The 19,694-nt window shown below is 70.0% G+C and carries 18 protein-coding genes; 12 read left to right on the forward strand and 6 right to left on the reverse strand.

Annotation, left to right across the window (positions count from 1 at the left end; all coding sequences use genetic code 11):
• Positions 1-2: 2 nt before the first annotated feature.
• Positions 3-959 (reverse strand): alpha/beta hydrolase, encoded by a 957-nt coding sequence (locus ACAG20_RS06415; protein ID WP_370491977.1) that lies wholly within the window; start codon positions 957-959, stop codon positions 3-5.
• Between the two features lie 94 nt (positions 960-1,053).
• Here ACAG20_RS06415 and ACAG20_RS06420 point away from each other — a divergent pair, with 94 nt between their 5' ends.
• The gene (locus ACAG20_RS06420) at positions 1,054-1,866 is read left to right on the forward strand and encodes a biotin--[acetyl-CoA-carboxylase] ligase (protein WP_370491978.1); all 813 of its coding nucleotides are present in this window, start codon (positions 1,054-1,056) and stop codon (positions 1,864-1,866) included.
• An 8-nt stretch (positions 1,867-1,874) separates the two neighbouring features.
• Positions 1,875-2,384, forward strand: coding sequence for a PH domain-containing protein (locus ACAG20_RS06425; protein WP_112684805.1), 510 nt, complete (start codon positions 1,875-1,877; stop codon positions 2,382-2,384).
• Here ACAG20_RS06425 and ACAG20_RS06430 read toward each other — a convergent pair.
• Positions 2,348-3,013 carry a GtrA family protein gene (locus tag ACAG20_RS06430; RefSeq protein ID WP_083035967.1) on the reverse strand — a complete coding sequence of 222 codons (666 nt, stop codon included), beginning with the start codon at positions 3,011-3,013 and terminating at the stop codon, positions 2,348-2,350. The two genes, ACAG20_RS06425 and ACAG20_RS06430, sit on opposite strands and share 37 nt — an antisense overlap.
• Positions 3,014-3,167: 154 nt before the next feature.
• On the opposite strand from ACAG20_RS06430, the gene ACAG20_RS06435 reads away from it, so the two are divergent.
• From ACAG20_RS06435 to ACAG20_RS06465, 7 genes are read left to right on the forward strand one after another with little or no spacing between them, the layout of a single operon-like run.
• Positions 3,168-4,343 carry a 5-(carboxyamino)imidazole ribonucleotide synthase gene (locus ACAG20_RS06435; protein WP_370492072.1) on the forward strand — a complete coding sequence of 392 codons (1,176 nt, stop codon included), beginning with the start codon at positions 3,168-3,170 and terminating at the stop codon, positions 4,341-4,343.
• Positions 4,336-4,851, forward strand: coding sequence for a 5-(carboxyamino)imidazole ribonucleotide mutase (gene purE, locus ACAG20_RS06440; protein WP_083035963.1), 516 nt, complete (start codon positions 4,336-4,338; stop codon positions 4,849-4,851). The genes ACAG20_RS06435 and purE overlap by 8 nt, the downstream gene beginning before the upstream one ends.
• Positions 4,852-4,865: 14 nt before the next feature.
• Positions 4,866-6,035, forward strand: coding sequence for an acyl-CoA dehydrogenase (locus ACAG20_RS06445; RefSeq protein WP_370491979.1), 1,170 nt, complete (start codon positions 4,866-4,868; stop codon positions 6,033-6,035).
• Positions 6,036-6,044: 9 nt separating this feature from the next.
• Positions 6,045-6,626 carry a maleylpyruvate isomerase family mycothiol-dependent enzyme gene (locus ACAG20_RS06450; protein WP_370491980.1) on the forward strand — a complete coding sequence of 194 codons (582 nt, stop codon included), beginning with the start codon at positions 6,045-6,047 and terminating at the stop codon, positions 6,624-6,626.
• A 9-nt stretch (positions 6,627-6,635) separates the two neighbouring features.
• Positions 6,636-7,763 carry an aminotransferase class V-fold PLP-dependent enzyme gene (locus tag ACAG20_RS06455; RefSeq protein WP_370491981.1) on the forward strand — a complete coding sequence of 376 codons (1,128 nt, stop codon included), beginning with the start codon at positions 6,636-6,638 and terminating at the stop codon, positions 7,761-7,763.
• A gap of 11 nt (positions 7,764-7,774) precedes the next feature.
• Positions 7,775-9,877 (forward strand): phosphate acetyltransferase, encoded by a 2,103-nt coding sequence (pta, locus tag ACAG20_RS06460; RefSeq protein ID WP_370491982.1) that lies wholly within the window; start codon positions 7,775-7,777, stop codon positions 9,875-9,877.
• Positions 9,874-11,019, forward strand: coding sequence for an acetate kinase (locus ACAG20_RS06465; protein WP_370491983.1), 1,146 nt, complete (start codon positions 9,874-9,876; stop codon positions 11,017-11,019). The genes pta and ACAG20_RS06465 overlap by 4 nt, the downstream gene beginning before the upstream one ends.
• A gap of 20 nt (positions 11,020-11,039) precedes the next feature.
• Here ACAG20_RS06465 and ACAG20_RS06470 read toward each other — a convergent pair whose 3' ends face one another.
• On the reverse strand, positions 11,040-12,233 hold the full coding sequence (locus tag ACAG20_RS06470; protein ID WP_370491984.1) for a CoA transferase: 1,194 nt from the start codon (positions 12,231-12,233) through the stop codon (positions 11,040-11,042).
• A gap of 150 nt (positions 12,234-12,383) precedes the next feature.
• Here ACAG20_RS06470 and pstS point away from each other — a divergent pair, with 150 nt between their 5' ends.
• The 3 genes from pstS to ACAG20_RS06485 all read left to right on the forward strand — a co-directional run bounded on the left by pstS (position 12,384) and on the right by ACAG20_RS06485 (position 16,313).
• A complete protein-coding gene (pstS, locus tag ACAG20_RS06475; RefSeq protein WP_370491985.1) occupies positions 12,384-13,502 on the forward strand; it encodes a phosphate ABC transporter substrate-binding protein PstS in 1,119 nt (372 codons plus the stop codon).
• Between the two features lie 95 nt (positions 13,503-13,597).
• The gene (locus ACAG20_RS06480) at positions 13,598-15,517 is read left to right on the forward strand and encodes a serine/threonine-protein kinase PknD (protein WP_370491986.1); all 1,920 of its coding nucleotides are present in this window, start codon (positions 13,598-13,600) and stop codon (positions 15,515-15,517) included.
• Between the two features lie 184 nt (positions 15,518-15,701).
• Positions 15,702-16,313: a cation transporter gene (locus ACAG20_RS06485; protein ID WP_112688857.1), complete on the forward strand. Its 612-nt coding sequence runs from the start codon at positions 15,702-15,704 to the stop codon at positions 16,311-16,313.
• 65 nt (positions 16,314-16,378) lie between these two features.
• On the opposite strand, the gene ctpC is transcribed toward ACAG20_RS06485, so the two are convergent.
• From ctpC to ACAG20_RS06500, 3 genes are all read right to left on the reverse strand, one after another.
• Positions 16,379-18,508, reverse strand: a complete 2,130-nt coding sequence (ctpC, locus tag ACAG20_RS06490; RefSeq protein WP_370492073.1) for a manganese-exporting P-type ATPase CtpC — start codon at positions 18,506-18,508, stop codon at positions 16,379-16,381.
• 64 nt (positions 18,509-18,572) lie between these two features.
• Positions 18,573-18,854: a DUF1490 family protein gene (locus ACAG20_RS06495; protein ID WP_370491987.1), complete on the reverse strand. Its 282-nt coding sequence runs from the start codon at positions 18,852-18,854 to the stop codon at positions 18,573-18,575.
• A 113-nt stretch (positions 18,855-18,967) separates the two neighbouring features.
• A complete protein-coding gene (locus tag ACAG20_RS06500; protein ID WP_370491988.1) occupies positions 18,968-19,690 on the reverse strand; it encodes a TIGR03089 family protein in 723 nt (240 codons plus the stop codon).
• Between the last annotated feature and the right edge of the window lie 4 nt (positions 19,691-19,694).

Consider the following 19,694-nt stretch of genomic DNA (forward strand, 5'->3'; position numbering starts at 1 on the left):
CGTCAGGCCGCGGCCGTACCGGGTTCGGGCGGTTCGGTGACCCGCTTGACGAAGTCGCCGATGTAGCGGATCGCCCGCCGTCCCTCCGGTAGCACATCGGCGGCCAGCGGGAAATCGTGAATCTGGCCGTCCCACAGGTGCAGATCGCACGGGACGCCGGCGCTGCCCAGCCGCTCCGCCATGGCCTCGGCATCGGGCAGCAGCAGCTCGTCGGAGCTGGCGTGGATGGTGACCGGCGGCAGTGCCGAGAGGTCGGCATCCACCGGCGACACGACTTGGGCGCGGCGGAGATAGCGGGTGAACGCCGGCAGCGCCCCGCCCGGGAACATCGCGCACCGGTTCGCGTTGCGATGCCGCATCTTTGCCGTCGGATCTGCGTCGGTGAACGGTGAAATCACTGCGATACCAGCAGGTTTCGGAAGACCGTATTGCGCGGCGGCCAGAGCGGTCATAAAGGCCAGATAGCCGCCGGCCGAGTCGCCGGCGATCACGATTCGTTCCGGGTCGTAGCCGCGCCGGAGCAGCCATCGCAAGCCGTCCAAGCCGTCCTCGATCGCGTCGGATACCCCGTGCGAGGGCAACATTCGGTAATCGATGTTGAGAACGGCTGCCTCCGCCTCCCGCGACAGCCGGGCCACCAGGGCGCGGTGGGTGTTGAGTCCACAGGTCAGGAATGCGCCGCCGTGCAGGTAGAGGATCGCTCGCTGCGCCGGTGTCTGCTTGTCCTGAACACGTTCGGCGACACAGGAACCCAGGCGAAGTCGTTCGACTGTCACGGCCGGCCGGTAGGGTACCCAGCCGGCGAGGCGGTCGACGGAGGCGAACGGCCACGGCATGTCCGGCCGAATCGCCCATGCGCGCACCACGTTCTTGACTACGAGCCTGCTCGCCAGCGACACCGCAACCGATTGTGTGCTGTGACGTCGGTGAATTCGTCGCTTCAACCCCCCGGTGCCCACCCCGATCACCCCCCATGCGCCGCTAAGGGGCCGGGTACCCCGCGGTCGGGCGTTTCAACCGGCGACGCGGGGATCCCGGCTCTAAGCTGGCGAAATGAATGTTCCGCCGCTCGACGCAACCGTTCTGCGTGACGGGCTCACCGGGCCCGGCCGGCCGTGGCGTGCACTGGACGTGGTCGCCGAGACCGGGTCCACCAATGCCGACCTGTTGGCCCGCTCGGCCGCCGGTGGGGACATCGACGGCGCGGTGTTGCTGGCCGAACACCAGACGGCCGGACGCGGACGGCACGGCCGGGACTGGGTGGCGCCTGCGGGCAGCCAGCTGGCCCTGTCGGTGGGGGTCGCCGCCGACATGGTGCCGACATCGGGCTGGGGCTGGCTGACGCTGGCGACCGGCGTCGCGGTGGCCGACGCACTCACCGAGGTCGCGGGCCTGCAGGTCGGTCTGAAGTGGCCCAACGACGTGATCGTGGGCGCAGACCACCAAGGCAAACTGGCCGGGATCCTCGCCGAGGTGGCTGCCCCCAAACAGCTCGTCGTGGTCGGACTCGGCCTGAACGTCACCATGACCGCGCAGCAGGTGCCGGATCCGCGGGCGGTCTCGTTGGCCATGCTGGGCGCCTCGGTGATCGACCGAAACCTGTGGGCGGACAAGATTCTTCGGAACCTGGCGGACCGGATCGCGGCCTGGCGTGCGGCCGGCGGGGCCGACGACGCGCTGACCGCGGACTACCGCGGGTACAGCTGCACGCTGGGCGCCCGGGTGCGCGCGGACATGCCCGGCGGCCAGCAGATCGAGGGTCTCGCCCGAGCCATCGACGACACCGGCCGACTGGTCATCGACACCGGAAGTGAAACGGTCACCGTGTCGGCCGGCGACGTCACCCGGCTGCGGCCGAACAGCTAGGGCGGGCCGTGGGTTATCCCGAGAGCGTGCTGGCCGAAGACGAACAGGTGGTGCTGCACCGCCACCCGCACGTCAAACGCCTGCTCGGTCCGGTGCTGGCGCTGCTGGCGGCCACCGCCTGCGCCGGCTTCGCATCCGGGTTCGTCAACCCGCGGGCCTGGGATCCCAACGCCAAGAACGTGGTCTTCGCGGTGATCTGGACGATCTGGCTGGTGGTGGTCGGCTGGCTGGCGCTCTGGCCGTTCCTGAGCTGGCTGACCACGCATTTCGTGGTCACCGACCGGCGCGTGATGTATCGGCACGGCTTGCTGACCCGCAGCGGCATCGACATCGCGCTGGCGCGGATCAACAGCGTGGAATTCGTGCACGGGCTCATCGACCGGATGCTGCGCACCGGGACGCTGATCATCGAGTCGGCGTCACAAGAACCGCTGGAGTTCTACGACATCCCGCGCGTGGAACAGGTGCACGCGCTGCTTTATCACGAAGTCTTCGACAACCCGTCCGCTGCGGGTTGATGCCGGGCCGGGCGCCGGAACAGGGTCACCACGCCGGCGTGGCCGTCGGGTGAGGACTCGGCGGTCTCTTCCAAGGTGTCCTCGAGAGCCTCGACGAGCGCGCCGTCCTCGATGGAGGCGCTCAACGCCGAGTCCGGGGTGCGCCCGAACTCGTCGGGGAAGACCCAGCGGCGGAACGCCCAGAACCGGAACGCCATCTGCAGCAGGTTGCCGATGATGTAGGCCGAGATGAAGTCGGCGATGTTCTCCATGGTCAGCGACACCATCGGTGCCCGCAGCTGCAGGACGTAGCTGGAGAACCACAACGGCGCCATCGACAACAGCACGCCCACGCCGCTGACCCCGAAGAACAGCAGTGCCTCGTGGTGGCGCTCCCGGCCGCCCCGGTCCTTGAAGCTCCACTCACGGTTGAGGATGTAGGACGCGATCACCGCGACGATGCCCGAGATGACCTTGGCCGTGACCGGCTTGGGTTCCAGGATGGTCAGCTTGAGGGTGTAGAACAGCGCCGAGTCGATGACGAAGGTGGTCGCGCCGACAATGGCGAACTTGATCAACTCGTGGTGGCGCTCGGCCAGCGGCCGGATCACCCGCGGCAACCGGGCGATCGTGGCGTCGGTAAAAGACACAAGTCGCCAGTGTACGGACTTAGCCGGATCCCTGCCTAATGACTGGGTAACGCCGTAGCCGGAACGGCGTGACACGATATTGCCCGTGCCAGTGCCCTCCACGCCCCCGGCTGCAACGCCGGCGCCCGCAACCGGGCGCTACCCCCAGGTCGCCATGGTCGGCGGCGGTCAGCTGGCCCGGATGACCCACCAGGCCGCGATCGCGCTCGGTCAGCGACTACGGGTGCTGGCCGGAGCGACCGACGAACCGGCGGCTCAGGTCACCCCCGATGTGGTCATCGGATCGCACACCGACCTCGACGATCTGCGTCGGGTCGCGGCCGGGGCCACCGTCTTGACCTTCGATCACGAGCACGTCCCCGGCGAGCTGTTGGACAAGCTGGTGGCCGAGGGAGTCAACGTGGCCCCGCCACCGGCCGCCTTGCGCCACGCCCAGGACAAGCTGGTGATGCGTCGCAAGCTGGCGGCACTGGGGGCTCCGGTGCCCCGGTTCGCCGCGATCGAGACCGCTGCGGGGATGGCGGCCCTCGACGAGTTCGGGGCGCAGACCAGTGGCGCGATGGTGGTGAAGGCGGCCCGGGGCGGTTACGACGGGCGCGGGGTGTCGATCGTCGACGATGCGGCCGGGGCGCGGGCCGCCGTCGCCGACTATCTGGCCTCCGGGGTGCCGGTGCTGGTCGAGGAGCGGGTGGCGATGCGGCGGGAGCTCTCCGCGCTGGTCGCCCGATCACCATTCGGCCAGGGCGCGGCGTGGCCGGTGGTGGAGACGGTGCAGCAAGACGGGATCTGCGTGGCGGTGATCGCGCCGGCCCCCGAGCTGTCCGAGGAGTCGGCGGCCGCCGCACAGCAACTGGCGCTGCGGCTGGCCGATGAGCTCGGCGTGGTCGGGGTGCTCGCCGTCGAGCTCTTCGAGACGGTGGACGGCGAGTTGCTGGTCAACGAGCTGGCGATGCGGCCGCACAACTCCGGGCACTGGACCATGGACGGCGCGGCCACCAGCCAGTTCGAACAGCATCTGCGCGCCGTACTGGACTATCCGCTCGGCGCCACCGACCCGGTGGTGCCGGTGACCGTGATGGCCAACGTGCTCGGCGCGCCCGAGCCGCCGGGGATGACGATCGACGAACGACTTCACCACCTGTTCGCCCGCTATCCCGACGCGCGCGTGCACCTCTACGGCAAGGATGAGCGGCCCGGCCGCAAGATCGGGCACATCAACCTGCTCGGTGACGATGCGGCAGGTTCGGCGGAGCTGCGTGAGCGAGCTGAAAGCGCGGCACACTGGTTGTCGCACGGAATCTGGACGGACGGATGGGACCCGCATGAGTGAGCACAAGCCCGGTCCCCGGGTCGGCGTGATCATGGGCAGCGACAGCGACTGGTCGGTGATGGAGGAGGCGGCCATGGCGCTGGCCGAGTTCGACATCCCGTTCGAGGTCGGGGTGGTCTCGGCGCACCGCACCCCGCAACGGATGTTCGACTACGCCCGTGACGCCGCCGGCCGCGGCATCGAGGTGATCGTCGCCGGGGCGGGCGGGGCGGCGCATCTGCCCGGGATGGTGGCTTCGGCCACACCGCTGCCGGTGATCGGCGTTCCGGTTCCGCTGGCGCGCCTGGACGGACTGGACTCGTTGCTGTCGATCGTGCAGATGCCGGCCGGGGTGCCCGTGGCCACCGTTTCCATCGGCGGCGCACGCAACGCCGGTTTGCTGGCAGTGCGAATCCTGGCCGCCGCCGACCCGGCGCTACGGGCCCGGATGGCGGCTTTCCAGCAGCAGCTGGCGGACACCGTGCTTGCGAAGGACGCCGCACTTCAAGGTAAAGTTACCGGCGAGTAGCTTAGGAGGCTGTCATGGCTGGGTGGGCCGGAAATCCCTCGTTCGACCTGTTCCAACTCCCCGAAGAGCACGACGAGTTGCGGGCCGCGATCCGCGCCTTGGCCGAGAAGGAGATCGCTCCGTACGCCAAGGAGGTCGACGAGCAGGCCCGCTTCCCCGAGGAGGCGTTGGCGGCACTGAATTCGTCGGGTTTCAATGCGGTGCACGTGCCCGAGGCCTATGGCGGGCAGGGTGCGGACTCGGTGGCGGCCTGCATCGTGATTGAGGAAGTCGCGCGCGTCGACGCATCTGCATCATTGATTCCCGCCGTTAACAAGCTGGGCACCATGGGGCTGATCCTGTCGGGCTCCGACGAGCTGAAGCAGCAGGTGCTGCCGGGGCTGGCCGCCGGTGAGGTGATGGCCTCCTACGCGTTGAGCGAGCGGGAGGCCGGCAGTGACGCCGCGGCGATGCGCACCCGCGCCAAGGCCGACGGCGACGACTGGATCCTCAACGGGTCCAAGTGCTGGATCACCAACGGCGGCAGGTCCAGCTGGTACACCGTGATGGCGGTGACCGACCCCGACCTGGACGCCAACGGCATCTCGGCGTTCATGGTCCACGTCGACGACGAGGGTTTCACCGTCGGGCCCAAGGAGCACAAGCTCGGCATCAAGGGCTCGCCGACCACCGAGTTGTACTTCGAGAACTGCCGCATCCCCGGCGACCGGATCATCGGCGAGCCCGGCACCGGGTTCAAGACCGCGTTGCGGACCCTGGACCACACCCGCCCGACCATCGGCGCGCAGGCCGTCGGCATCGCGCAGGGCGCCCTGGACGCGGCGATCGACTACACCAAGGATCGCAAGCAGTTCGGCAAGAACATCAGCAGCTTCCAGGGCGTGCAGTTCATGCTGGCCGACATGGCGATGAAGATCGAGGCGGCCCGGCTGATGGTCTACTCGGCCGCGGCGCGCGCCGAGCGCGGCGAGACCGAGCTGGGCTTCATCTCCGCGGCGTCGAAGTGCTTCGCCTCCGATGTGGCCATGGAGGTCACCACCGACGCCGTGCAGTTGTTCGGCGGGGCCGGCTACACCACCGACTTCCCCGTTGAGCGGATGATGCGTGACGCCAAGATCACCCAGATCTACGAGGGCACCAACCAGATTCAGCGTGTCGTGATGAGCCGGCACCTACTGCGTTAAATTGGCTCGATGACATCCCGGATCGAGACCGCCCGTGCGGCGCGCCAGGCGTTCATCGACACGGTCGACGGACTCAGCGACGCGGAGTTCGACCACGGCACCACGTTGTGCGCGGGCTGGTCACCGCGCGATGTGCTGGCGCACCTGATCGGCACCACCGAGATCGGCCGGTACCTGCGGGCACCGTGGCGGCTGCACAGGATCAACGCCGAGATCGTGGCGGCCGGGCGGGTTCGCGACCGCGACGAGATCATGGCCGCGGGCCGGCGCTGGGCGCGGGTGCCCGACCGGGCGATGGCCGGCTTCCTGCTGGGCGATGTGGCCATGCATCACCAGGACGTGCTGCGCGGGCTGGGGCGGTCCCGGGAGATCCCGCCGGCCGAAGAGGCCGCGATCCTTGCCGAAGGTATGAGCCTGACCCTGCAGAAGTTGCAGCCGACGTTGCTGCGGTATCGGGTGGAGCCCACCAACGGGATCGGCCGGCCCCGTGGCCGTGGCATCGTGGTCCGTGGCACCGCCGAGGCGCTGGGGCTGTGGCTGGGCGGCAGAGACATATCCGATGTCGAGATCGGCTCCGTTCGCCCCGCCTAGGAGAGCTTCATGCCAGGACTTCTGCCCGACGTCGATCCCGACGGATTGCTGGAGTATTCGGTCGTCTACACCGACCGCGCGCTCAACCACATGTCGGTGCGTTTCCGCGACGTCATGACCGACGTCTCGGCCATGCTGCGTGAGGTGTACCGCGCTGATGCGGCAATCCTGGTGCCCGGCAACGGAACATGCGGCATGGAGGCGGTCGCACGGCAGTTCGCCAATGGTGCCGACGTGCTCGTGGTGCGCAACGGGTTCTTCAGCTACCGGTGGAGTCAGATCCTGGAGACCACCGGCATCACCGACGCCGTTACGGTGCTCACTGCGCGCCCGGCGGGCGACGGCGAACAGGACCCCTGGATGCCCCCCGCCATCGACGAGGTCGAGGAGGCGATCGCGCGCACCCGGCCGGCGGTGGTGTTCGTCCCGCACGTTGAGACCGCCAGTGGAATCCTGCTGCCCGACGACTATCTGGCGCGCCTCGGAGCGGCGACGACGGCGGTGGGCGGCCTGTTCGTACTGGACTGCATCGCCTCCGGTGCGGTCTGGGTCGACATGACAGCGCTCGGTGTCGACGTGTTGGTCACCGCGCCGCAGAAGGGCTGGAGTGCCGAACCGGGCTGCGCCATGGTCGGCCTGTCCGGCCGGGCGCTGGCGGCCCTGGAGCGCACCCGGAGCACCAGCTTCGCGCTGGACCTCAAGAAGTGGCGGGAGATCATGGCGGTCTACGAGAACGGTGGCCATGCCTATCACGCGACCATGCCGACCGGGGTCATCGGCCGGCTGCGCGACGCCATGGCCGAGACCCGCGACCGCGGTTTCGGCGAGGTGGCCGACCGGCAGTTCACCCTGGGGCGCAAGGTGCGTGCGCTGCTGGCCGAACGTGGCTTCCCCAGCGTGGCCGCACCAGGCTTCGAAGCCCCCGGGGTGGTAGTCAGCTACACCACCGACCCCGAGATCCGCTCCGGGAGAAAGTTTCTGGGGCAAGGGCTGCAGACGGCCGCCGGGGTGCCGCTGCAATGCGGCGAGCCGGCGACATTCAGCACCTTCCGGGTGGGGCTGTTCGGCCTGGACAAGCTGGCCGACATCGAGGGGACCGTCGCGCGGCTTTGCTCCGCGATCGACCGGATCAGCTGAGCCCGGGCGCCATGACCGAAGCCGATCCGGCCCGCGCATCGAGCATCTACCTGGCCGCCGCCGAGGGCGGCACCGGCAAGGCCGTCATCGCGCTGGGGCTGCTGCACCTGTTGGCCGCCTCGTCGGCGCGGGTGGGGGTGTTCCGCCCGATCGTCCGCTCCCTCGAGCGGCCCGATGAGCAACTCGAGCTGCTACTGGCGCACGCCACCGCCAGGATCGACGACCACGGCAGCTGTCGCGGCGTGACCTACCAGCAGGTCTACGCCGACCGGGAAGCCGCGCTGGGCGAGATCGTCACCCGGTTCCACGAGGTGGCGCGCCACTGCGACACGGTGTTGGTGGTCGGCAGCGACTACAGCGACGTGGTCAACCCGAGCGAGTTGACGTTCAACGCCCGCGTCGCGGTGAACCTCGACGCGCCGCTGGTGCTGGCCATCAACGGTCACAACCGAGGGGCGCAAGACATCGCGGAGATCACCGCGCGCTGCCTGGCCGAGGCGACGGCCGTACATGCGCGCCCGGCGGCGGTGATCGCCAACCGCTGCGACCCCGACCGGTTGCCAGAGATCACCGAGGCGATCTCGGGTCAGCCGGCCGCCGCCGACCTCCCGGCGTTCGCCGTTCCGGAGGTGGCGCTGCTATCGGCGCCGACGATGGCCGAGCTCTGCGCGGCGCTCGACGGCACCGTCTACAGCGGTGACCCGGAGCTGCTGCGCCGGGAGGCGCTGAGCGTCATGGTCGGCGGCATGACCGCCGAGAACATCCTGGACCGGCTCACCGAGGGCCAGGTGGTGATCGTGCCGGCCGATCGTTCCGACGTACTGCTGGCGTTGGTGAACGCCCATGATGCACAGGGCTTTCCGTCGCTGGCCGGGATCATTCTCAACGGCGGACTGCTGCCGCACCCGGCCATCGACAAGCTGGTCAAGGGGCTGCGCCCCACGCTGCCGCTGATCGCCACCGGCCACCGCACCTATGACACCGCCGAGCAGGTGTCGCACACCAGGTCCCGGATCACCGTCGATTCGCTGCGCAAGATCGACACCGCACTGCAGGTAATGGCCGACCACGTCGATGGCGCCGAACTGGCCGAACGGATCCGGGTCCCGGCGTCGACGGTGGTGACCCCGCAGATGTTCGAGTACCGGCTGCTGGAACGGGCCCGGGCCGACCGCCGCCACATCGTGCTGCCGGAGGCCACCGATGACCGGATCCTGTTGGCCGCCGGCCGGTTGCTGTCGCGCGGCATCGTGGACCTGACGCTGCTCGGGGTGGAGGATGTGGTGCGCCGGCGCGGCGCCGAACTCGGCGTCGACCTGGCTGCGGCGCAGGTGGTCGACCCGGCCAGCAGCGGGCTGCTGGATTCGTTCGGTGCGGAATACACCCAGCTGCGCGCCCACAAGGGCATGACCGAGGACCGCGCCCGCGAGATCATGCGCGACATCTCCTATTTCGGCACCATGATGGTGCAACTCGGTATCGCCGACGGCATGGTGTCCGGTGCGGCGCACACCACCGCCCACACCATCCGGCCGGCGTTCGAGATCATCCGGACCGCGCCGGGGGTGTCGACGGTGTCCAGTGTGTTCCTGATGTGCCTGTCGGACCGGGTGCTGGCCTACGGCGACTGTGCGGTGGTGCCCGATCCGACCGTCGAGCAACTCGCCGATATCGCCATCTCATCGGCGGCCACCGCCGCGGCGTTCGGTATCGAACCCCGGGTGGCGCTGCTGTCGTATTCCACCGGTGAATCCGGGGCCGGGGCGGGTGTCGACAAGGTACGTGCCGCAACGGCATTGGTGCACCAGCGGCGCCCCGATCTGCTCGCCGACGGACCGATCCAGTACGACGCCGCGGTCGATGCGGGAGTGGCCGCGGCCAAACTACCGGATTCGGCGGTGGCCGGACGGGCCACCGTGCTGGTCTTCCCCGACCTCAACACCGGCAACAACACCTACAAGGCGGTGCAGCGCAGCGCCGGCGCGGTGGCGATCGGGCCGGTGCTGCAAGGCCTGGCCAAACCGGTCAACGACCTCTCGCGTGGCGCGCTGGTCGACGACATCGTCTACACGGTGGCGATCACCGCGATCCAGGCGCAGGAGGCGGCCCGGTGAGCACGGTGTCGGCCGGGCTGGTGCTGGTGCTCAACTCCGGCTCGTCGTCGATCAAGTTCCGGCTGATCGACCCGGTGGCCGGCACCGCGGTGGTGTCCGGGCTGGTGGAGCAGATCGGTGAGCCGGACTCGGCGGTCACCGACCACGCCGCCGGGCTGCGGCTGATCCATCAACGGCTGGCCGATTCCGGGGTGGACCTCGGTGAGGTTCGAGCGGTAGGCCACCGGGTGGTGCACGGCGGCACCAAATTTCACGCACCGACCCTGATCACTGACGCGGTGGTGGCAGAGATCAAGCGGCTCGCCGAGTTGGCGCCGCTGCACAACCCGCCCAACGCGATCGGCATCGAGGTGGCGCGCGCCGACTTCCCGGACGTACCGCACGTGGCGGTGTTCGACACCGGCTTCTTCCACTCCCTGCCGGCGGCCGCCGCCACCTATGCGATAGAGCGCGAGGTGGCAAGCCAGTACGGCATCCGCCGGTACGGGTTCCACGGCACCTCGCACGAGTACGTCTCCGGTGAGGCCGCGCTGTTGCTGGGCCGCGAGCCCGCCGAGGTGAACACCATCGTGTTGCACCTGGGCAACGGTGCGTCGGCGTCGGCGGTGCGGGGCGGGGTGGCCGTCGAGACCTCGATGGGTCTGACGCCGCTCGAGGGGCTGGTGATGGGAACCCGCTGCGGCGACATCGATCCCGGCGTGCTGTTTCATCTCAACCGCACCGCCGGCCTGGGCGTCGACAAGCTCGATGAGTTGCTCAACCGCCGCTCCGGGCTGCAGGGACTGTGCGGGGTCAACGATTTCCGCGAACTGCTACACCAGGTTTCACACGGTTCGCCGGCCGCGAAGCTGGCCTACGACGTCTACATCCACCGGCTGCGCAAGTACATCGGCGCCTACCTGGTGGTGCTGGGCCGCGTCGACGCGATCGCCTTCACCGCGGGAGTGGGGGAGAACGTCGCCGCGGTGCGCGAGGACGCACTGGCCGGCCTGGACGGCCTGGGCATCGTCGTCGACCCGCAGCGCAATCGCGGCGGCAACGGTGCGCGGATCATCTCCGCCGAGCACTCGCGCAGCACTGTGCTGGTGGTTCCCACCAACGAGGAACTGGCGATCGCCCGGGCGGCCTGGCAATTCGTCTGACCCGGCCCCGATGCGCCGGCTCAGCCCGGCGGTTTCTCGCCCAACAGATCCGCGTTGTGCTGGCCGGGTGACGGCGGAGCGCCGGTGGCCACCGCCTCGAACGAGCCGTAGCGGGCCGGGGTTCGCACTACGGTGACCGCGTCGTCGCCGTCGCCGATTCGCAGCGCCAGCCGGTTCTCGGCGAACAGCGCGGTGTTGACGACCTGCTTCCAGGTGTTGGCCAGGCACGCCATCAGGCCGTTGCGCTGCAACCGAGCCACCCATTCGGCCGATGTCGCCGAGGCCAGCGTGGTCTCCAGCTCGTCGGTGAGCTCGGCGTAGTTGATCGACCGGGAGCGCTGATCGGCGAATCGCGGATCCTCGACCAGGTCGGGCCGGCCGATGGTGCGGCACAGGATGTCCCAGTGCTTGGGGGTGTAGGCGCTGATGACGACGTGGCCGTCAGCGGTGGCGAAGGCGTCCGACGGCTGGGTGGCGAAGCCGACGCCCTTTCGGCGCTTGGCCGGCTGCCCGCCCGCGGGGCCGGCGGCAGCGGCCGCCGGCCGGTTCAGGTGCACGGTGAGCTGATTGGCCTGCAGGGCCACCGCCACGTCGTACATCGCCACTTCCACGACGTCGGCGACCCCGTGCCGCTCGCGGTTGAGCAACGCAGCCAGCACCGCCTGGGCCAGCACGTGCCCGCTGGCGTTGTCGACCAGCTGGAACGGGATGATCTGTGGTTTGCCGTCCGGGGTGCGCATGCCCGAGGTCATCCCGGCCTCGGCCGCCACCATCAGGTCGACCCCCGGCCGGTCGCCGTTGGGGCCGTTGCCGCCGTAGGCCGACAACCGCGCGTAGACCAGCTTCGGGTTTCGCGTCCGCAATTCGTCGGGCCCCAGCCCCAGCCGTTCCATCACGCCGGGCCGGAACGCCTCCAGCACGACGTCGGCGGTGTCGACCAACGACAGGATCTGCTGTTTGGGCCCGTCGGCCCGCAGATCGGCGGTCACCGACTTCTTGCCGCGGTTGTTGGGCAGAAAGTAGACGGCCAGCGGCGGACGACCCGGCAGCACCGAGGTGATCTGCCGGCTGGCCTCGCCGCCCGGCGCCTCCACCTTGATGACCTCGGCGCCCAGGTCGGCCAGTACCTGGCCGGCCAGCGGCCCGGCCACGTTCTGGGTGAAGTCCAGCACGCGGAATCCGTCCAGTGGTCTCGGTCCCGAATCGTCGGTCATCTGCTCAGCCCTCTCCGATGCCGGCCGGACGGCCCGGCGAGCCGACGTCCGGCGATGATGAGCAACACCATGAACACGATAGGCACAGTGCCCGGATCCCGGGCGTATGCCGATGCCCGATCCGCTTGAGTCGGGGTAAGGTTCGGTGCTGTGAAATCCGGCCGATGGTCTGTGTTGCCGACCCTGCTCGCTGTTGGCGCACTTGCCGTTTCGGCGTGCGGTGGCTCCGCTGAGGAGGCGGGCCCGCCGGCCGGGCCGGAGTCGACGGTGGATTGCGGCGGCAAGCAGGACCTGCATGCCGCCGGTTCGGTTGCCCAGCAGAACGCGATCGCACAGTTCGGCTACGCCTACAGCCGGGCCTGCCCGGGACAGACGCTGAACTACACCGCCAACGGCTCGAGTGCCGGGGTCGACGACTTCCTCGCCGCCGAGACCGACTTCGCCGGCACCGATGTGGCGCTGGATCCGGCCAAAGGGCAGCCGGAACGGGCCGCGGAGCGGTGCGGATCACCGGCATGGCACCTGCCGACGGTGTTCGGCCCGATCGCGGTCACCTTCCACATCAGCGGAGTCGGCGCGCTCAACCTCGACGGCCCGACCGTGGCGAGGATCTTCAACGGCACGATCGGCACCTGGGACAACCCCGCCATCAAGGCGCTCAATGCGGGTGTGGCGCTGCCGTCGACACCCATCCACGTGGTGTACCGCAGCGACAAGTCCGGGCTCACGGCCAACTTCCAGCGCTATCTCGAGAGCGCCTCGGACGGCGCCTGGTACGCCGCCGACGGCGAGACGTTCAACGGCGGCGTCGGCGAGGGCGCCGTCGGCAACAACGGCACGTCGGCGGCGCTGCAGAACACCGACGGCTCCATCAGCTACAGCGAGTGGTCGTTCGCGGCGGGAAAGCAGTTGCCCATGGCCCAGATCATTGCCACCGCCGGCGACCGGCCGGTGTCCATCTCCGCCGAGTCGGTCGGCAAGACGATCGCCGGCGCGAAATTCGCGGCGGGCTCCGGTCACGGCAACGACCTCGTGCTGGACATGTCGTCGCTGTACAAGCCGAGCACGCCGGGCGCCTACCCGATCGTGTCGGCGACCTATCAGATCGTCTGCTCGAAGTACGCCGACGCCGCCACCGCAACAGCGGTCAGGGCGTTCCTGCAGGCCGCGGTCGGTCCCGGACAGGACGGCCTGGACCAGTACGGGTCGATCCCGTTGCCGGAAGCCTTCGCGGCCAAGGTGCTGGCCGCGGTGAACGCCGTCTCCTGACCGGTTGGCGGGTCGGCACCCACTAGGCTGATAGCCGGTCTTTCGCCGCGGATTCGCGGCACGGTGGTGCGCTGCGGTCGAAAGGAGTGTCGTCGGTGAACAACACCGAGCCCGGTTCGCGGGCCGGGTCACGGTTCGGCCCCTACCAGCTCGGCGACCTGCTGGGCCACGGCATCGTGGGTGAGGTCTACCGGGCCGAGGACACCCGCACCGACGAAATGGTGGCGCTGAAGCTGATCTCCGAATCGTTCTCCGGCGACGAGGCGTTCCGCAATCGGCTGGAAGACGAGGCCGAAGCCGCCGGTCAGTTGACCGAACCGCACGTGGTGTCGATCCGGGCCTACGGCGAGATCGACGATCTGCTGTACGTGGAGACCGACCTGGTCGAAGGCACCGACCTGGCCACCGTGTTGGCCGACGGCGGCCCGTTGAGCCCGCCGCGGGCGGTGGCCGTGGTGCGGCAGATCGCCGCGGCGCTGGACGCCGCCCACAACGCCGACGTCGTCCACCGCGATGTCAAACCCGCCAACATCCTGGTCACCGACGACGACCTGGCCTACCTGATGGACTTCGGGGTGGCCGCGGCGATCGCCGACCCCGGGAAGCCCGTCGACCCGGCGACCGGCTCGGTGGCCTATATGGCGCCCGAACGGCTGACCGGCGAGCAGGTCACCCACCTCGCCGATATCTACGCACTGGCCGCCGTGCTGGCCGAGTGCCTGAGCGGAGTGCCCGCGTTCACCGCCGACACCGTCGACGCCGCGCTGCAGGAACGCCGGACGGCCGCCGCCCCTCGCCCCAGCAGGGCGCGCCCGGGACGCGTTCCCGCCGCCATCGACGACGTGCTGGCCCGCGGCATGGCCCGCAAACCCGAGGACCGCTACAGCAGCGCCGGGGAGCTGGCCGCCGCCGCCTACCAGGCGCTGACCGAGCCCGAACGCCATCAGGTGAGCAGGATCCTGCGGCGAGGCGAGCCGGCGCTGCACCTGCCCGGCGGCCTGGAACCCGAAACCAGGCCCGACGCCCGCCCCGACACCGGGTTCGGCGGCTGGGGCGGACCGTTCCCGGTGTCCCCGCTGCTGCAGACCGACCCGGCCGCCGAGACCCCGCCGATGCCGACCGCGTCGCGTCGCCGCCGGCTGCCGCGCAAACCGGTGCTGGTGGCCGGTGCGGTGCTGGCCGCGGTCGCCCTCGCCACCGCCGTGGGCCAGCTGGTGAGCCGGCCGTCATCGGCGACGCCGGTGGCGGCGCCCCCGCAGGACGTGCTGCCGTTCACCGACCTCGACTATCGGCTCTCGCCCGGCGGGGTGGCGCTGGACGCCGAGGGCAACGTCTATGTCAGCAGCGAGGGCATCCACGGGCGGGTGGTGAAGCTGGCGGCCGGCTCGGACTCCTCGACGGTGCTGCCGTTCAGCGACCAGTACCAGCCGCGCGGCCTGGTGGTCGACGACATCGGCAACGTCTATTTCTCCGATGCCAGCCGGGTCGTCAAGCTGGCCGCCGACGACGACTCCCACACCGTGCTGCCGTTCGCCGGCCTGGACGATCCCGACGGGGTGGCGGTGGACTCCGACGGCAACGTCTACGTCGCCGACCGTGGCAGCGATCTGGTGCTGCGGCTCGAATCCGGCACGAACACCCAGACCGCGCTGCCGTTCGTCGGTCTCAACAAGCCCGACGGGGTGGCGGTGGACTCGGCCGGCAACGTCTACGTCACCGACACCGGCAACAACCGGGTGCTCAAGCTGGTGGCGGTCTCCAACGAGCAGGTGGTGTTGCCGTTCGCCGGGATCGTCTCACCGCGGGGTATCGCGGTCGACGACGGCGGCAACGTCTATGTCACCGAGCACAACCGCAACAAGGTCGTGAAGCTGGCGGCCGGGGCCGCGATCCCGGTGGTGTTGCCGTTCACCGGCCTCAACGCCCCGTTGGACGTCGCGGTGGACAAGCACGGCAACGTCTACGTCGCCGACCGCGGCAATGATCGGGTGGTCAAGGTCGACGCCGAACGCTGAGAGCCGTTTCACGCCGGATCCTGCAGGTTGAGCGGCCCGGCGGCGGGCCCGGGCCCGACATGGGCGGTAGCATTTTGGCGTGGACAGTCGCGTCGTGGGCCCCGATGCGGCCGTGATCGGTCCGAGCGACGTGGACACCGGCCACCGTCACGATCACCGCGGACACCGCACCGTCATCCGCCCGGTGTTCGACGCGGGCTGGCATCGCGCCGCACGCTGGGCCCGGCGGCTGGCCTGGGTCAGCCTGCTGGTCGTCGGGGTGGAAGGCGTGGTGGGGATCTGGCAGGGCCTGGCGGCCGGCTCGATCGCGCTGACCGGCTGGGCGCTGGGGGCCATTCCCGAGGCGCTGGCCGGGGCCATCGTGATCTGGCGCTTCACCGGCGCCCGGACGCTTTCGGAGACCGCCGAGCGGCGCGCCCAGATCGGGGTGGCGGTGTCGTTCTGGATCAACGCCCCCTACATTGCCGCCGAGTCGGTCCGCCACCTGTTCGGCGACCACCGCGCCGAGAGCAGCCTGATCGGGATCGCGCTCACCTCGGTGGCGGTGCTGGTGATGCCGGTACTGGGCCGCGCGCAGCGACGGCTCGGCACCCGGCTGGGCTCGGCGGCCACCGTCGGGGAAGGCGTACAGAACTATCTGTGCGCGATTCAGGCCGCCGCGGTGCTGGTGGGGCTGACGCTGACCGCGCAGTGGACGGGCGGATGGTGGCTGGACCCGCTGATCGGGCTGGCGGTGGCGGCGGTGTCGGTCTGGCAGGGTTTCCGGTCCTGGCGTGGCGAGGGTTGCGGCTGCTGAACAAAGTCCCGACTGTCCTGGAGCTGGTGGTGTTGCTCGACAGGAACAGTCGGGACGGGGACAGATTACGCCTCCGCGGGGTCCGATGCCATCGGTTCGCGATCCAGCTTGTAGCGGATCAGCCGCGAACTGTTGGCGACCACCGCCACCGACGAGGCGTTGTGCAGGATCGCCGCCAGCACCGGTGACAGCGCTCCGCCGGCGCCGATCAGCAGGCCGGCGGCGTTGACCGCGATCGACATGCCGTAGTTCTGCCGGATCACCTCGACCGCCCGGCTGCCCAGGTCTCGGACGTCCAGCAACCGCCGCAGGTCGTCGTTGGCCAGCGCGACGTCGGCGGTCTCCACCGCCACATCGGTGCCGGCCAGCCCCATCGCGATGCCGATGTCGGCGGCGGCCAGGGCCGGCGCGTCGTTGACGCCGTCACCGATCATGCCGACGACGTAGCCCTCGTCCTGCAGGTCGCGAACCACCTGCAGCTTGTCCTCCGGCAGCACCTCGGCGCGCCATTCTGCGATGCCGAGTTCGGCGGCCACCGCCGCGGCGGTCTCCGGATGGTCGCCGGTGAGCATCACGACGCGACGAATACCCTTGGCGCGCAACTGCTCGAGCACCTCGTGCGCCTCCGGGCGCACCTCGTCGCGCAGGCTGATCAGCCCGACCAGGGTGCCGTCGACGGCCAGCAGCAACGGTGTCTCGGCCTGGGCGCGCAACTTGGTGACCCAGCCCGCCGCCTTCTTCGAAATGCGGACCTTCTCGGCGCGCAGCAGATTCGGGCTGCCCAGCAGCAGGGTGCGCCCGTCGGCCCAGGTGCGAATGCCCAGCCCCACCAGGACTTCACACTCCTCGTGCGGCGGGATCACAATGTGCCGCTCCTCGGTGGAGCGGATCACCGCCTCGGCCAGCGGATGCCGCGAGTGCAGCTCCGAGCTGGCGGCGTAGGCGAGTACCTGCTCGGGCTCCCAATCCTTGTGAATGGCAACGATATTCGTTACCACAGGGCGGCCCACCGTGAGTGTCCCGGTCTTGTCGAACACGATGGCGTCGACCCGGCCGGCCTGCTCGAGGTGCGAGCCGCCCTTGATCAGGATCCCGCGCCGGGCACCGTTGCCGATCGCCGCGCTGATCGCCGTCGGCGTGGCCAGCCCGACCGCGCACGGGCAGGCAATCAGCAGCATCGTCATCGCGCGGCGGACGTCGCCGGTCACCAGCAGGGTGAACGCCGACAGGATGAACGACGCCGGCACGAAACGGCGGGAGAAGTTCTCGCCGACGGTCTGGATCGGGGCGCGGTCGTGCTGGGCCTCCTCGACGCGGCTGATGATCCGGCCGATCACGGTCTGGCTGCCGACCGCGGTGGCGCGCACCACCACCCGGCCGCGCACCACCACCGAGCCGGCGTGCACCGCCGTCCCGGCGATCACGCTGACCGGCAGGGTCTCGCCGATGATCGCCGACTGGTCGACGATGGCCTCGCCGTCGATGACCTCGCCGTCGACCGGGATCGCGACGTGGTCGTGGACGATCACCTCGTCGCCGAGTTGCACCGTATCGATCGGTACCTGCACCTCGGCTCCGTCGGGTAGCCGCACCCAGGCGGTGTCCTGACTGCCGCGCAGCAGATCCGAGATCGCGCGCCGGGTACGGCGCAGCGTCAGGTCCTGCAGGTACTCGCCGATGTTGAGCAGCCACAGCACGGTGAGCGCCACCACGTTCTCACGCAGTACCAGGCTGGCGATGGTCGCGGCCGTCACCAGCGCATCGGTGCCGGCCCGCCCGGATCGGATCGAGCGCAGCGCGCCGCGCAGGAACGGATAGCCCATGAAGACCGTCGCGCCGGTGGCGACCAGTTGGCCGCTCGGTCCCAGCAGCGGTGGCCGGGCGAACACGTAGCGGCGCAGGCCCAGCATCGCCAGCGCGGTGCCGCCGATCACCATGCGCAGCACATCGGTGTTGCGGATATCGGCCGAGCGCGGCGTGCGGGCCGGGATCAGGTCCGCCGCGACGTCGGCCGCATCGCGGATCGCGGCCAGGATCGCGTCGGTGTCGCAGCGCTGCGGGGAGTACCAGACCACCACCGAGCCGGTGCGCGGGTAGGCGTGCACCGTGCGCACCCCGTTGACCCGGCCGGCCGTCTCCTCGACTGCCACCGCGCGCCGCGAGTCGCCGCGGACCCAGGGGGTGCGCACCCGCATCCGGCCGGCAGCGTCGGAGACGACGATCAGCTCTGCGCTGTTGGCGGCGCTCACGTCGCCGCGATCAATGGTCGTGGTCGTGCGCGACGGCCACCGCCGGCGGGGTGGCCTCCTCGCCGAGGCGTTCGCGTGCCTCGGCGACCACGTCGGCCACCTTCAGCCGTGCCGACTCGGCGACCTCTTCGGCGCGCCGGGTGCCGCGCAGGCTCCACTCGGTGGCGGTCACCGCGGCTTCGTGCAGCGGCGCTTTCTCCAGCGCCCTGCGCACCACCTCATAGGCGCTCACCCCGACCAGCCCGGTGAACACCGTCGTGGCCGCTTTCGCCAGCAGTCCCTGCACCGCCATGAGTAATCCCCTTTTAGATCCTGGTTCTCGCCGGTGGTTCTCGCCGGCAGGAGCATCATCATATAAGCATTTATGCATGAATGCCAGGCCGCCGGATCGGGCCTGCCGCCGGGTCAGGCCAGGACCCGGGTCACCTTCTCGGTTTCCCGGCGACGCGCTTGGCGGTCCGGGTCCGGATTGCCGACCTGCACCAGCGAGGCGCCCACGGCGAAGACCGCCAGCATGTTGTCGATCAGCCGGGCCGGCGTCTGCCAGCCGTTGGCCGACCACACCCGATCGGCGGACGTCAGACCGGTTGCGGCCGCGGATTTCTCACACAGCGCCAGCACCTCGTCGGCGGACGATCCGGCCAGCGCGGCGCCGGGGGAGCGCTCGGGGTCGAGGTGGTCGCCGTGCACGCGTACCGCCGTCGCATAGTCGGTGAGACCCACCGGCAGATCCGCGGCCGGCCGGCCGAACGGGTCCAGCGACGCCACCACCACCTCCCCGCCGGTGCCGGCCACCGCCGCGTCGGCCTCGTCGAGTCGCTCCGCGGTGCACAGGGCGATATCGGCGTCGCCGCCGGATTCGAGCAGCACCTCGGCGCCGATCCACCACACCCCGAACATCACCGCCGCGGTCTGCCAGTGCGCCGGCAGCAATACCGCCACCCGGGCGCCCGGACCGGCGCCGAGTTCGTCACGCAGCAGGTTGCCGGTCTTGGCGGCCCAATTCGCCAGCGTGGCCGCCGACAACTCGATGCGTTCCCCGGTGGCGTCGTCGTAGTAGGTGATCCGTGGCCCCACCGGATCGGCGCGCATGATCGGATCAAGGATCGCCGAGCTGAGGTTGGTCACCTCA

The sequence above is a fragment of the Mycobacterium sp. pW045 genome, from assembly GCF_041287085.1.
Classification (GTDB): domain Bacteria; phylum Actinomycetota; class Actinomycetes; order Mycobacteriales; family Mycobacteriaceae; genus Mycobacterium; species Mycobacterium algericum_A.